General features: G+C 53.2%; 10 protein-coding genes and 2 pseudogenes. All 12 read left to right on the top strand.

Annotated elements, in window-relative coordinates; genetic code table 11:
* The first annotated feature begins 1 nt into the window (after position 1).
* The 12 genes and pseudogenes from OES20_06005 to OES20_05950 all read left to right on the top strand — a co-directional run bounded on the left by OES20_06005 (position 2) and on the right by OES20_05950 (position 13,064).
* Positions 2–1,105 (top strand): flagellar basal body P-ring protein FlgI, encoded by a 1,104-nt coding sequence (locus OES20_06005; protein ID MDH3634242.1) that lies wholly within the window; start codon positions 2–4, stop codon positions 1,103–1,105.
* A gap of 12 nt (positions 1,106–1,117) precedes the next feature.
* Positions 1,118–2,170, top strand: coding sequence for a flagellar assembly peptidoglycan hydrolase FlgJ (gene flgJ, locus OES20_06000; protein MDH3634241.1), 1,053 nt, complete (start codon positions 1,118–1,120; stop codon positions 2,168–2,170).
* Positions 2,163–4,085: a flagellar hook-associated protein FlgK gene (flgK, locus tag OES20_05995; GenBank protein ID MDH3634240.1), complete on the top strand. Its 1,923-nt coding sequence runs from the start codon at positions 2,163–2,165 to the stop codon at positions 4,083–4,085. Before flgJ ends, flgK begins: the two co-directional genes overlap by 8 nt.
* 2 nt (positions 4,086–4,087) lie before the next feature.
* Positions 4,088–5,287 carry a flagellar hook-associated protein FlgL gene (gene flgL, locus OES20_05990; GenBank protein MDH3634239.1) on the top strand — a complete coding sequence of 400 codons (1,200 nt, stop codon included), beginning with the start codon at positions 4,088–4,090 and terminating at the stop codon, positions 5,285–5,287.
* Between the two features lie 126 nt (positions 5,288–5,413).
* Positions 5,414–6,784: a flagellin gene (locus tag OES20_05985; protein ID MDH3634238.1), complete on the top strand. Its 1,371-nt coding sequence runs from the start codon at positions 5,414–5,416 to the stop codon at positions 6,782–6,784.
* Between the two features lie 61 nt (positions 6,785–6,845).
* The gene (locus OES20_05980) at positions 6,846–7,259 is read left to right on the top strand and encodes a flagellar protein FlaG (protein ID MDH3634237.1); all 414 of its coding nucleotides are present in this window, start codon (positions 6,846–6,848) and stop codon (positions 7,257–7,259) included.
* Positions 7,260–7,403: 144 nt separating this feature from the next.
* Positions 7,404–9,446: a flagellar filament capping protein FliD gene (fliD, locus tag OES20_05975; protein ID MDH3634236.1), complete on the top strand. Its 2,043-nt coding sequence runs from the start codon at positions 7,404–7,406 to the stop codon at positions 9,444–9,446.
* A gap of 77 nt (positions 9,447–9,523) precedes the next feature.
* Entirely contained in the window at positions 9,524–9,928 is a 405-nt protein-coding gene (gene fliS / locus OES20_05970; protein MDH3634235.1) for a flagellar export chaperone FliS, read from the top strand.
* On the top strand, positions 9,921–10,253 hold the full coding sequence (locus OES20_05965) for a hypothetical protein (protein ID MDH3634234.1): 333 nt from the start codon (positions 9,921–9,923) through the stop codon (positions 10,251–10,253). Before fliS ends, OES20_05965 begins: the two co-directional genes overlap by 8 nt.
* Positions 10,254–10,398: 145 nt before the next feature.
* Positions 10,399–10,761 (top strand): annotated as a pseudogene (locus tag OES20_05960) (hypothetical protein).
* Between the two features lie 54 nt (positions 10,762–10,815).
* A pseudogene (locus OES20_05955) lies at positions 10,816–11,814 on the top strand (sigma-54 dependent transcriptional regulator).
* A 77-nt stretch (positions 11,815–11,891) separates the two neighbouring features.
* Positions 11,892–13,064, top strand: coding sequence for an ATP-binding protein (locus OES20_05950; protein ID MDH3634233.1), 1,173 nt, complete (start codon positions 11,892–11,894; stop codon positions 13,062–13,064).
* Positions 13,065–13,068: the final 4 nt, after the last annotated feature.

The following is a 13,068-nucleotide window of genomic DNA, read 5'->3' as shown; positions in this document are numbered from 1 at the left end:
TATGAAGCTTGCAAGGTTATTTATCTTACTGATATTTATAGGTTTTTTAGAAAACGCCTGGGCCGAGCGCATCAAGGACGTCACTTCGATCAAGGGCGTTCGAGATAACCAGCTAGTTGGCTATGGCCTGGTCGTGGGTCTCGATGGGTCGGGAGACCAGACTTCACAGGCCCCGTTCACGGTACAGAGTTTGAAAAACTTCCTGTCGCAGTACGGGATTGTCTTGCCGCCCGATGTGAATCCTAAGGTGAAGAACGTTGCGGCGGTGTCGGTGCACGCGGATTTGCCGGCATTTGCAAAAATTGGTCAAACCATCGATGTCACCGTGTCATCGCTGGGTAACGCCAAGAGTTTGCGCGGCGGCAGCTTGTTGATGACGCCGCTGAAAGGTGCCGATGGCAATATCTATGCGCTCGCCCAGGGCAACCTGATCGTCGGTGGCCTCGGTGTTGAGGGTGCCGATGGGTCCTCGATAACGATTAACGTACCGAGCGTGGGTCGAATCCCCGGCGGTGGCAGCATCGAACGTGAAATCAGGAATCCATTTGCATCGAGTGAAAAACTCACCCTGCATTTGAAACGCCCGGACTTTACGACCGCCAAGCGTCTTGCCGATACCATTAACCAGATTCTCGGACCCAACAATGCGCGCGCCAAGGATAGCGTTGAAATCACGATTAACGCGCCCAGGGATGTCTCGCAACGCGTTGGCTTCATGTCCTTCATCGAAAACCTCGAATTTCAGCCGGGTGAGGGGCCAGCCAAGGTGATTATCAATTCGCGCTCGGGGACGGTTGTCATCGGAAATCACGTCAAGGTTTACTCGGCCGCGGTGTCGCACGGCAACCTGTCTGTAACGATTACCAACACGGTAGACGTTGAACAACCGGGTCCGTTCAGTGGCGGCACCACGACTGAAAATGTGCAGTCCGACATCGAGGTTACCGCCGAGGATAGCCGCATGTTCCGCTTTCCCAGGGGTGTGACCCTGAGCGAAATCGTGCGTGCCGTAAATCAGGTGGGTGCTTCGCCGGGTGACCTGGTTGCGATCCTGGAATCGCTTAAACAGGTTGGGGCATTGAGCGCCGAGCTGATCGTAATATAGGCGGAAACGTTCATGTCGATTCCCAGCAAGGCGGAATTCTTCCTTAATTTTCAGCAGTTTGGTGATATGAAACTGCGTGCTCGCAACAATTCTGATGACGCCGGGCAGGCGGTCGCACAGCAATTCGAGGGTTTGTTCGTGCAGCAGATGCTGGCAGCGATGCGCTCGGCAGCGAACCTCGATACGTCCCAGGACAGCTCTTACATGGATTTTTACCAGGAAATGTACGACAAACAGCTGGCACAAAGTATCGCCAAACAGGGTGGTCTCGGTGTTGCTAAATTGATTCTGCAAAATATGCCAGGCAACGAAAATATACCGGCTGACGGGACAGAACCGGCCAAGACCGCGACTGTTCTCGACCTGGATCTACCCAGGGTGACGGCCGTGTCGCTGGATCCAGATACGGCAGTGGAGAAGACGCCAGTTGTCCTGGATGCGAATGTCAATCCGGCCAGGGCACCCATCGAGACCGCGACTGAAACATCAACCGTACGCACCAGCAGGGTAGTGAATGATGATTTCGCCGAGGTCTCACGTATCGAGCGAGCCAACAGTCGTTGGCAGAATCCGGATAATTATATTGCCGATATTCTACCGCAGGCACAGCTTGCCGCCGATACCCTGGGCGTCAGCGCCCGATTGTTAATTGCGCAGTCGGCACTGGAGACAGGCTGGGGCAAGTACGCGATGAAGCTGGCCGACGGCGGCAGCAGCAACAACCTTTTTGGCATCAAGGCAGGGCCCGAATGGCAGGGAAGTTCGTTACAAAAGGCATCGCTGGAGTTCCGGGATGGCGTCCTGCAAAACCAGGTATCGAGCTTCCGGGTTTACGCCTCGCCCGCGCAAAGCTTTGCTGATTACGTTGAATTTATCCGTACCAATCCCCGTTACCGCCAGGCACTAGAGCAGGCGGGCGACGATCAGGCCTACATCCGCGAGATCCACAAAGCCGGGTACGCGACCGACCCGCAATATGCTGACAAGGTACTGAACATTCTCAATGGCGAGGTAATGCAACGATCGCTCGCCAGACTCAACGCGGAGGTGAAGGACCATGCCTGATATTCTCAATACCGCGGTGAGCGGTTTACTGTCGTTTCAGCGAGCGCTCAACACCACGAGCCACAACATTGCCAATGTCAATACGCCGGGCTATAGCCGTCAAACCGTCGAGTTCGGCACCAACAATCCGTCATTTTTTGGCGGTAATTTCTACGGTAACGGGGTGCAGATCGAGGGGATTAGCCGCGCCTACGATCAATTCCTGACGCGCGAGGTACGCGACACGACGTCGGCTTATGCACGCGTGGCCCAGTTTAGCGAGCTGGCCTCGCGTGTCGACGATGTACTGGCTGATCCCAACGGGGGTATCAGCCCGATACTGCATGATTTTTTCGAGTCGGTACAGGATATTGCCGATGACCCGGCCTCGAGTACGGCACGTTATGCCCTGATCAACACGGCGCAAACCCTGGCTGGCCGGTTTCAGAGTATCAACAACCGCTTCGAGGAACTCGAACGCAACACGACAGGTGAAATTCGTAATGTCGTTGACGAAATCAATTCGCTGGTTACCCGGATTCGAGATATCAACGTCAGCCTTAATGATTTAGCGCCTTCAGCTGCTTCGACGCAACAGGCCGCGGACCTGCTTGATCGGCGAGATGCACTGCTGAACGAACTTTCCGAGAAGGTCAATATTACCGTGGTCGACGAGCGCGAAAATAACCTGTCTATATTTCTCGGTAACGGTCAAACCATGCTTAACGGGGTCACCAGTTTTTCCCTGAGTACGCAGCCCGACGTCAGCGACCCGACCCGCGACGTGATCGCCTATAACGGGTTGATTACGGTTTACGATATCAGCGCCAACCTGTCCGGTGGCGAGCTCGGGGGTCTGCTTGATTTCCGTGACGGTGTGCTTGACCCGACCTTCAACGCCCTGGGTCGCACCGCGATCGGGCTTGCCGAAACCTTTAATGCGCAGATGCGCGACGGTATGGATTTGAATGGTAATCTCGGGCAGGACTTTTTCAGCTACACGGCGCCGCAATCCATCGCCTATTCGACGAATGCGGGAACGCCAACGGTATCAACCGTCGTCAGCGACGTTAGTGCCCTGACCACGGACGACTATCAACTCGCCTTCGATGGTGTGAACTGGACCCTGACCTCGGATAGTGGCAGCAGTGCCAGCGTTGCCAACGGCGCCCCGGCTACGCTGGTTTTCGAGGGAATAACGTTGACAATTAACGGCGCCACGGCGGTTGCGGGTGACCGGTTTACGATCAAGCCAACCCTGGCCGGCGCCGGGAGCCTGCAGGTGATTACCACCGATCCCACTGCCATTGCCGCGGCGCTGCCGATTCGCAGCAGTGCATCACTGAACAACCTCGGCAGTGCTGACATCAGCCCCGGTATCGTTACCGATGTTACCAATGCCAACCTGCTTAATACCGTCACGCTGACGTTCGATAATCCGCCGACCACGCTGCGTGCCGATGCCGACGTCGTTGTCGCCGGAGTGCCTTACGTGGCCGGCGCGGCGATTCCGTTCAGCAACAACATGGTGATCGATTCGAATGGCTGGCAGGTCAGCCTGAACGGTGCCCCCCAGGCGGGCGATATCTTTACGGTTGAAGCCAACCTGGGCGGTAGCGGCGACAATCGCAATGCGCTAAACCTCGCCAACCTGCAGAATGCCGGTGTTTTCGATGGTGGCATTGCCAGTTTTCAGGAAACCTACGGCTCGCTGGTTGGTTTCGTCGGTTCTCAGACGCTTGCCGCAAACCTGGAACGGGATGCCCAGCAGGCACTGCTTTTCCAGGCGGTCGATCGACAAGCTTCTAAAGCTTCGGTCAATTTGGACGAAGAAGCTGCTGACCTGGTGCGTTATCAACAGGCCTACGAAGCAACGGCCCGTCTTATCAGTACCGCCCAGGTTATCTTTGAAACACTGCTGGATAGCGTAAGATAAGCATGAGAATTTCAACACGACAAATATATACCCAGGGCCTGGAAGCCTTTCAGCAACAGCAGGTGAAGCTGGCCAAGCTACAGCAGCAGATCTCGACCGGGATTCGCCTGAGCAAACCATCTGACGATCCGGCCGCCGCATCGAAGGTGCTCGAGCTGGAGCAGACCGTTTCGCTGAACCTGCAGTACCAGTCAAACATCAATCTTGCGGAGCAGCGCCTGAACCAGCAGGATGCGGTGCTGGCAAATTTTGACAACCTGCTGATCCGGGTGCGTGAGCTGGCGATCCAGGCCAACAATGCACCGCTTGATCAGACGTCACGAAACGCCATTGCGGCAGAGATCGACGAGCGCCTTAACGAGCTGCTGTCGTTGGCAAATACGATCGACAGTAACGGCGATTACCTTTTTGCGGGATATCAGAACGACAGTGCCCCATTTACGAAAGCGGTGATCGGATCTAGAGATTTCGTAAATTTCAATGGCGATGACGGTGTCCGGTCGGTTCAGATCAGTCAGAATCGGCAGCTTCCGGTCGATATACCCGGGCGTGAAATCTTTATGGAAGTAACTTCTGCCAACGCACTGCGCGAAATTCCGGACCCCGCGAACCTTGGAACCGGCATTATCGCACCGGCCAGCGTCGTCGATAATTCGCTTTACGTACCCGGTGATTACGAAATCCGCTTTACCGCACCGGGCGTTTATGATGTCTTCGATGTCACCGCTGCCGTTAACATCGTCACCGGCGCTACCTATACCGACGGTCAGGACATTAACTTCCAGGGAATCAGGACCTCGATTACCGGTGCGCCTGCCGCGGGTGACGTGTTTACCGTCAGTGCCGGGCAATTCCAGGATGTCTTTTCAATTGTCGCGAGCCTGTCAGAGACGTTGAAATCCGCTCCGACCGCCGACGCCAGGGCTGCCAATATCGGTCAGTCGCTGGCCGATCTCGATAGCGCGTTCGAAAATTCTCTCAATGCCCGTACCCGCATTGGGGGCAGGCTCAATGCCCTCGAAGCCCAGCGCGAAGATAACGAGGCGCAGGTTTTTGTCACGCGATCCATGCTGAGTACCCTGCGCGATACCGACCTCGCCGAGGCGATCAGCCAGCTAACCCTCGAACAGACCACGCTCGACGCCGCGCAGGCCGTGTTTGCAAGGATTACCAGTTCCTCGCTGTTTAACTTCCTCAAATAACCAAAAATTTCTTAAAGTTTATTCTCTTTTGGCCGCTAAAGCCCTTGAGCGGTTAATCCATATAGCTCTCGGATTGTCCGTAACTTAAATTTGGCGCTTGTTGAAGCGTGACTTAGGAGAGAAAAAATGCCTCAGATTATTAACACAAACATTGCGTCGTTAACGGCGCAGCGGAACCTGAACGGTTCGCAGAGTAGCCTGGCTACTTCGCTACAGCGTTTGTCAACAGGTCTGCGCATCAACAGTGCAAAAGATGATGCAGCAGGTCTTGCGATTTCAGAACGCTTCACTACCCAGATTCGGGGTTTGAATCAAGCAATCAGAAATGCCAACGATGGTGTTTCGTTTGCGCAAACTGCGGAAGGTGCTTTGAGTACTACCGGTGACTCGCTGCAGCGTATTCGCGAACTGGCAGTCCAGTCGATCAACGATACTAACTCGTCGGCAGACCGTCAGGCACTGAATAATGAGGTGGGTCAGCTGATCGCGGAGGTGAATCGAATCGCGAATGCAACCCAGTTCAACGGTCAGAACATCCTCGATGGCACATTGTCGACACTGACCTTCCAGGTTGGCGCTAACCAGAACCAAACAATCCAGGTTGATGGTGTTGATTCACGGACTTCTCAGTTAGGCGCACGTGTTTTGACAACTACCTCGATCACTGAAACAAATTTAGCACTGGCTGTTGCAGCAACTGATCATATAATTAACGGGACAAGTATTGATTTAACCACTGCAACAACCATTAATGATGTTGTATCAGCAATTAATGCAGTAAGTGCTAATTCAGGTGTGCAGGCGCTTAAGGCAACTACAACTGCTACTGGTGCTCTTGCCGTTGGTCTAGGTACTGTAACTGTCAATGGTGTGCAAGTTACTTTGACAGGTGTGGATGCAACCGATGCAGCAACACTAAACTCGTTATCAAACCAAACGGGTGTAACCGCCGTTGTTGATGGTGGTGGCGGTGTTATTCTGAGTAATACAGATGGTTCAGATATAACAATTGTTGAAGGCACAGGTACCTTTGGGGGTGATGAAGTTTATCACTCAGGCATTATTTTAGCAGGCGCAGTCTCAGAAGGTGCATTTTCCGCTGCTGGCACGTTTGCAACACTTGATGATGATGGTAGTGGAGCAGGTACTGCTGTGACGTTTAGTACTGCTGCTCAGATAGATCAACAGCTTACTAATACCGATGTTTTGACCGGTGCTAACGCAAATAAGGCTTTGCTGACGCTTGACTTTGCTTTACAGCAGGTGAGTGGTCTTCGTGCAGAACTGGGTGCGGTACAGACCCGTTTCGAGTCTACCATCTCCAACCTGAGCGTGACTTCCGAGAACCTGTCGGCAGCGCGTTCACGGATCCGTGATGCGGACTTCGCGGCTGAGACCGCCGAGCTGACGCGGAGCCAGATCCTGCAGCAGGCCGGTATTGCGATTCTGTCGCAAGCCAATGCCTTACCGCAGAACGTCCTGGCTTTACTTCAGTAATCAGGTGAATGAGTGACTGGCATGATCTCATGCCAGTCATCTCTTAAAGCGGAGAATTAACATGGCTAACGAGATTTCAAGCATAGCGTCACTCAGGGGATTGAGCGGCGCAGCTACGAACTCACGGCAGGTCGCGACGACTGACGTAGCCAGTTTGCCAGATAATGGTGGCCAGGCTTTGCCGATTAACGGTAAAGAACAACCGCCACAGGCTGCAAATACCGCCGAGGTTCGCCAGGCGGTTAGCGAGATCAACGAGATCGTACAAAGTGTACAGCGGGATTTGTCGTTCAACATGGATGAGGGCAGCGGTAAATACGTAATTCGGGTCGTTGATACGGAAAGTGGAGAATTAATTCGACAGATTCCGACTGAGGAAGTACTGGCAATCGCGTCGCAGCTTCGTGAATTTCAGGAAGATGCAGTGAGTCAAAGTGAAATAGGGCAGGGATTACTGTTTTCCGATAGTACCTAGTAAATCTGGTCTGTTTCTTGCTGTAAATATTTAAGGCATACATGAGAAGGGGGAGTTGATACTGTCCCTTCTCATTTTCTGATTAAGGGACCAGCCTCAAAACCTGGTCCTGGATTGTAAAATTTGTGATGTAGGTAGCAACATATGGCGGCAATTACTTCACTGGGTGTCGGTTCCGGGCTGGATCTCGGAACGCTGGTTTCGGGACTGATCGAAGCCGAGCGCGCGCCCGTCGAAAATCGCCTCAACCTGAAGCAACAAACCCTGACGACCGAGCTGTCGGCTTTTGGACTGTTGCGCAGTTCGCTGGCACAGTTTCAGAGCAGCCTCGGTGGGCTGCAATCGTCAACGGCGTTTAATGCGAAGGCAATTACCGCCTCCGATAGCTCGGTATTTTCCTCTTCGGTCGAAAGTTTTGCCGATATCGGCAGTTACTCGGTCGAGGTAACCGCACTGGCCAAGTCGCAATCGCTGGCCAGCAATGCCGCTACCGCGTTCGCCACGGTCGATGACGTCATCGGCAGCGGCACGCTGACAATCCAGTTCGGCACCACCACCACGGGGCCTTATTCCTTTACCCCGGACCTGAGCAAACCAGCCCAGGTTATCGAGGTCAATGCTACCAATGGCAATGACACCGTTAGCGGACTGAGAGATTACATTAACGACAATGATTTGGGTGTACAGGCGTCGATTATTGACGATGGAGTTAATGGCTACCGCCTGGTACTCACCTCTGAAAATACCGGTGCTGCCAATAGCATGGAGCTGACCGTGACTGGCGATGGTGACGGCAACGACAACGATGATCTGGGATTGTCGCAACTGGCGTTCAATGCCTCGGCCCAGGTAAGCCTGTCGCAAACCGTCGCTGCCCAGGATGCGACGCTGACGATCAATGGTCTTGATATTACCCGTGAGACAAATTCGATAACCGGCGCGATTAATGGCGTCACGCTCGACTTGCTGAAAGCGGATGTCGGCAATATTGTCACTATCGATATCAATGAGGATAGGGCCGAAGTAACCGCTTCGATAAACGCGTTCGTAGAGGCCTACAATGAGTTGGCAAAAAATATAAAGGAGCTCACCGCCTACGATGCCGAGACCGCTACCGGCAGCGCCCTGATTGGTGATTTTACCGTACGTGGCATCAGTAGCCAGATTCGCAGTATCCTGTTCGGCAGTATTTCCGGGCTGGAGGGTAACATCAAATCACTGGTTGACATCGGAATTACCACCAACTCCGGCGGTACGCTGGACGTCGATTCGACCAAGCTGAAGGATGCGCTGCTGGATTATGGTGCCGAGGTGGAGGCGCTGTTTACGCTGCAGGGAAAGACGACGGATCCCGGTATCGGTTACGTGTCGTCGACGTCGGATACCCAGCCGGGGGACTATGCGATCAACCTGACCCAGGTGTTTACCCAGGGGTATTTAATCGGGGCCGGCCCGGTCAACAGCCTGACGGTCAATGGTGGCAACAATCGAATCAGATTGACGGTTGATGGGGACGACACCGGAAACTTCAATTTGAGCGGTGGTACCTATGCTGACGAGGCCGCGTTCGCAACCATGATGCAGAACAGGATTAACAGCAGGTTGTCGGGTGGCATCTCGGTTACGGTAACCTATGACGCGACTGACGATCGCTACGTGATCACCTCGGACAGCAGTGGACCGTCATCGACGGTCGAAATCACCAACGTCGACCCCAACACTTTCGCGGACTTTGGACTTGCGGTAGCTACTGGAGTTGATGGTACCGACACCGGCATTGCGGCGACGATAGACGGTGCAAGCGCAACCGTAAATGGACAAATCGTGACCAGCGATTCCGGCCCGAGCAAGGGGCTCTCCGTTGAAATTCTGACAGGTGGTTTTGGCAATCGTGGCACCGTTTCCCTGACCAAGGGGTTGGCAGGCAAGCTCGATGACCTGCTGGAGAATTTTCTCAAGGCAGATGGCACGATTGCCGGTCGCGAAGCCGGCTTGAACGAAAGCCTGGAAGACATCGAAGATGATCGAATCAGGCTTGAGGACAGGATACTGGCGCTAGAAGCGCGTCTGATACGGCAGTTTTCAGCACTCGACGCCCTGATTGCGCAGTTCAACCAGACCAGCAACTTCCTGACACAACAGCTCGCGAACCTGCCGAAGCCGAATTCGATCAACAATAACGACTGATAGAGATTCTTAATTAAAGAAAATGGGGTTAGAGACGATAACCCTTAATAGTTACAAGCCATGGAGCCAGAAATATAATGACAAATGTTGCAATTAAAGCCGTTAACCAATACCAGTCCGCAGACAATAGCTCGATCACTTATGCGGATCCCCACGAGCTGATTCTGCGCCTGATGAACGGTGCTCTGGAGCGCATAGCGCAGGCCAAAGGTGCCGTAAAACACAAGGATACCGCGCAAAAAGGCGAGTTTATCGGCAAGGCGATTTCGATCATTGGCGGGCTTGAAGGGTGCCTCGACCACTCGCAGGAAGGGGAGCTGTCACAGAACCTGTCAGATCTTTATCAGTACATGATTATCGCGTTAACCGAGGCCAACGTCAGCGACGATATAGCCAGGCTCAATGAAATAAGCGATCTTTTGCTGACAATCAAGTCCGCCTGGGAGCAAATACCCGAGCAGGCCAGGGAAACCGGTGCCTAAGCAATTGGTACAGAAAATGAACCAGCAGAAAGCCCTGGGCGCAGCGATTGCGCTGACGGACGAAATTCTCGAGATACTCGAAGATGGCGAATTCGAGCGCGTCGATGAACTCGAGAAGAAGCGAAAAATTCTTATAGAACAGGCATTTGCGGATTCAATTGCACAGGTCGACGTGATCAGGGCACAACACCTGCAAAGCCTGAATCAACAGGTTGTCGACAAGCTGAACCTGTTCAAAGAGGCCGTTATTCTGCAGCAGAAACGTATTCGAAACGCATCCAAAGCGTCTCGTGCCTACCTCAGTAATGACTCGTACCCCAAATAATTCAATCCATTACCAATTGAAATTATTAATCTAGAAACTACGATTTTTTGCGCCGGTATATTGTCATTCTGGTCTAAAATCAACACTAAATTTCAGCGTCGTCAAAAAACTGGCTGATGTTTTTTCTAGAATCGGGGTAACACAAATGAAGGACCATAGTGGAGGTCAGGACAGCAACGAGGTGCTTGTTGTCGATTCCAACCATACACGTGGACATTCTTTCCTTGCGGTACTCGGCTTCATCAAAGTGGAAGCGAGGCTTATCACGCCCGAACAACTCCCCGATATCCCGCGTCGAGAATTATTTGAATATCTCGCAATATTCAGTATCGGCGGCGACGATATTTCAAAGTTTTTTCTCGAGCGCAACAAGGAAGACAAGTGTCAGTATCCGGTAATCTTACTGGCAGACAAGTCCGAATCGAGTGCGCTTGAAATCGTGGTAGAACTACCCTTTGTTTCCGGACTCTGTTTCCAGTCTGATTACTATTCTCTATCCCAGGTCCTCGACCAGGCGCGTAAGCACAATAAGCGCGAACGCCGCATGCAGAATCGCGAATGCCAGCCGCTAATAGGCAACAGCAGCTCAATTGAGCGCATTAATTTAATGATCGACCAGGTATCCGACACCAATGCGTCGGTCTTGATTCTCGGAGATTCGGGTACCGGCAAGGAAGTCATCGCGCGTAATGTCCACGCACAGTCTTCACGCAGCAAGAAACCGTTCGTACCAATCAACTGCGGCGCAATCCCGGCAGATTTGCTTGAAAGCGAACTGTTTGGCCATGAAAAGGGCGCATTTACCGGTGCCATCAGTGCGCGCCAGGGTCGCTTCGAACTTGCCGAGGGGGGTGTACTGTTTCTCGATGAAATCGGGGATATGCCTTTGCCGATGCAGGTCAAGTTACTGCGTGTACTGCAGGAGCGCAGCTATGAAAAGGTTGGCAGCAACAAGTCGATAAGATCCGATGTGCGGGTTATTGCCGCAACCCATCGTCGTCTCGAAGAGTTAATTGCCGAGGGCAAATTCCGGGAAGACCTGTTTTATCGACTCAATGTTTTTCCGATCGAGGTACCGCCGCTGCGCGAACGGCAGTCCGATATCCCGCTATTGATTCACGAAATGATTGCTCGAATTGAACGTGAAAATCGCGGTTCTGTCCGACTGAGCAAAAAAGCGATATCCATGTTGCAACAGTATGCCTGGCCGGGAAATGTGCGTGAACTCGCCAACCTGATCGAACGCCTTGCGATCCTGTTTCCGCACGGTGTCGTGGATTCAAAAGATCTACCCGTAAAATACCAGAGCGAGGGAGCGCTCGAAGTTTTCGAATCTAGCGGGGACGAAACCAGGCTGGCGATGGCAGAGCCCGACCTGAGCGAGTTGCCTGCAGACGGCATCGATATGAAAAAATACCTGACGGATATCGAGATAACATTGATCGAGCAAGCCTTGTCAAAGACCAATAACGTGGTTGCGCGGGCAGCGACCATGCTCAAAATGCGGCGCACAACCCTCGTCGAAAAAATGCGCAAATACGAAATAGAACGCACCGAATAGCGTCATTTTTCTGTCGTCCAGAATAATCGTAATTTATAACTTTCTGATATTATTAGATTTATTACAATTGGTTTGTCTTGTGCACCCTGTTCGGGGTGGAAAATCAAAAGCTAGAATTTAAAGCGCCAGCAACGCACAGCCTTAAGGGCGCGTTTGAGCAGTTTAATCGACTGTCGGCGAGCCTGAGTGCGAGCGTCGAACAAATCAACCAGCATGTCGGTCGCCTCAAAGCGGATGATGTGCCGACCAGACCTGCCGCCAATGCTCAGTTGCTGGATGCGATCCCCGGCGGAGTCGTAGTACTCGACCGGCAGGGACATGTCGTCGAAGCCAACGAGAGTGCCCGTCTGCTGCTGGGCACACCGCTGGACCAGGAGCCCTGGCGGGACATCGTGACGCGCGTATTTTTGCCTGAGCTTGACCAGGGTGAACTGAAAACCGCCGACGGCAGGCAGTTCAGTATCTCGACGCGTCCGCTCGGCTACGCGCCGGGACAGGTGCTGTTACTCAGCGATGTCACACAGACCCGCGAGTTGCAGCGTACGGCTCAACAGAATCTGCACCTGGTAACCATGGGCAAGATGATGGCGAGTCTTGCACACCAGATCAGAACTCCGCTAGCCTCGACCATGTTGTACCTGTCGCAATGCGTCGATACTGTCCTCGACACCGAGACCGTGCAAAGCTTTTGCAAAAAGGCATTGGCACGCAGCCGGCATATCGAAAAGCTCATCAATGACATGCTGGTTTTCGCCCATGGCGGCCAGTTCGTGACGACACGTTTCTCGGTAACGGAGTTGTTTACCGAGCTCAACGACCAGCTCATGCCACAGCTACAGCAACGCGGTGCGCTGCTGCAGCTGCATGGACATGAGTGCACCGTTGAACTGCAGGGCAACAAGGATGCGCTGCTGGGCGCAATCGCCAACTTGTGCATGAATGCACTGCAAGCCTGTACCCAGGACCCCCGGATTGAAATCAGGGTAGGCACGACGCTGCATGGACTGCTGTCGATTTCGCTAAAGGACAATGGCTGCGGTATGGATCGCGACACCCGCACCCATATCTTTGATCCTTTTTTCAGCACCAAGACCGATGGTACCGGTCTCGGACTAGCGGTAGTCAAGGCGGTTATCGAATCACACCAGGGCCGTATCGCCGTCTTTTCGAGACCCGGGCGCGGTTGTCGCTTTCGTATTTTCCTGCCCTGCAGGCAGGCAATGAAAACTCAAGTCAGCACTAGCAAGTAAATGA

Source organism: Gammaproteobacteria bacterium, from assembly GCA_029862005.1.
GTDB lineage: Bacteria > Pseudomonadota > Gammaproteobacteria.
The sequence above is the reverse complement of the archived record's forward strand: the minus strand, read 5'-3'. Positions and strand labels throughout refer to the sequence as shown.

Bases quoted from the DNA above. Each gene is read 5' to 3' on its own strand.
- OES20_06005 (MDH3634242.1), top strand. From the start codon at position 2: ATGAAGCTTGCAAGGTTATTTATCTTACTGATATTTATAGGTTTTTTA.
- flgJ (MDH3634241.1), top strand. From the start codon at position 1,118: ATGTCGATTCCCAGCAAGGCGGAATTCTTCCTTAATTTTCAGCAGTTT.
- flgK (MDH3634240.1), top strand. From the start codon at position 2,163: ATGCCTGATATTCTCAATACCGCGGTGAGCGGTTTACTGTCGTTTCAG.
- flgL (MDH3634239.1), top strand. From the start codon at position 4,088: ATGAGAATTTCAACACGACAAATATATACCCAGGGCCTGGAAGCCTTT.
- OES20_05985 (MDH3634238.1), top strand. From the start codon at position 5,414: ATGCCTCAGATTATTAACACAAACATTGCGTCGTTAACGGCGCAGCGG.
- OES20_05980 (MDH3634237.1), top strand. From the start codon at position 6,846: ATGGCTAACGAGATTTCAAGCATAGCGTCACTCAGGGGATTGAGCGGC.
- fliD (MDH3634236.1), top strand. From the start codon at position 7,404: ATGGCGGCAATTACTTCACTGGGTGTCGGTTCCGGGCTGGATCTCGGA.
- fliS (MDH3634235.1), top strand. From the start codon at position 9,524: ATGACAAATGTTGCAATTAAAGCCGTTAACCAATACCAGTCCGCAGAC.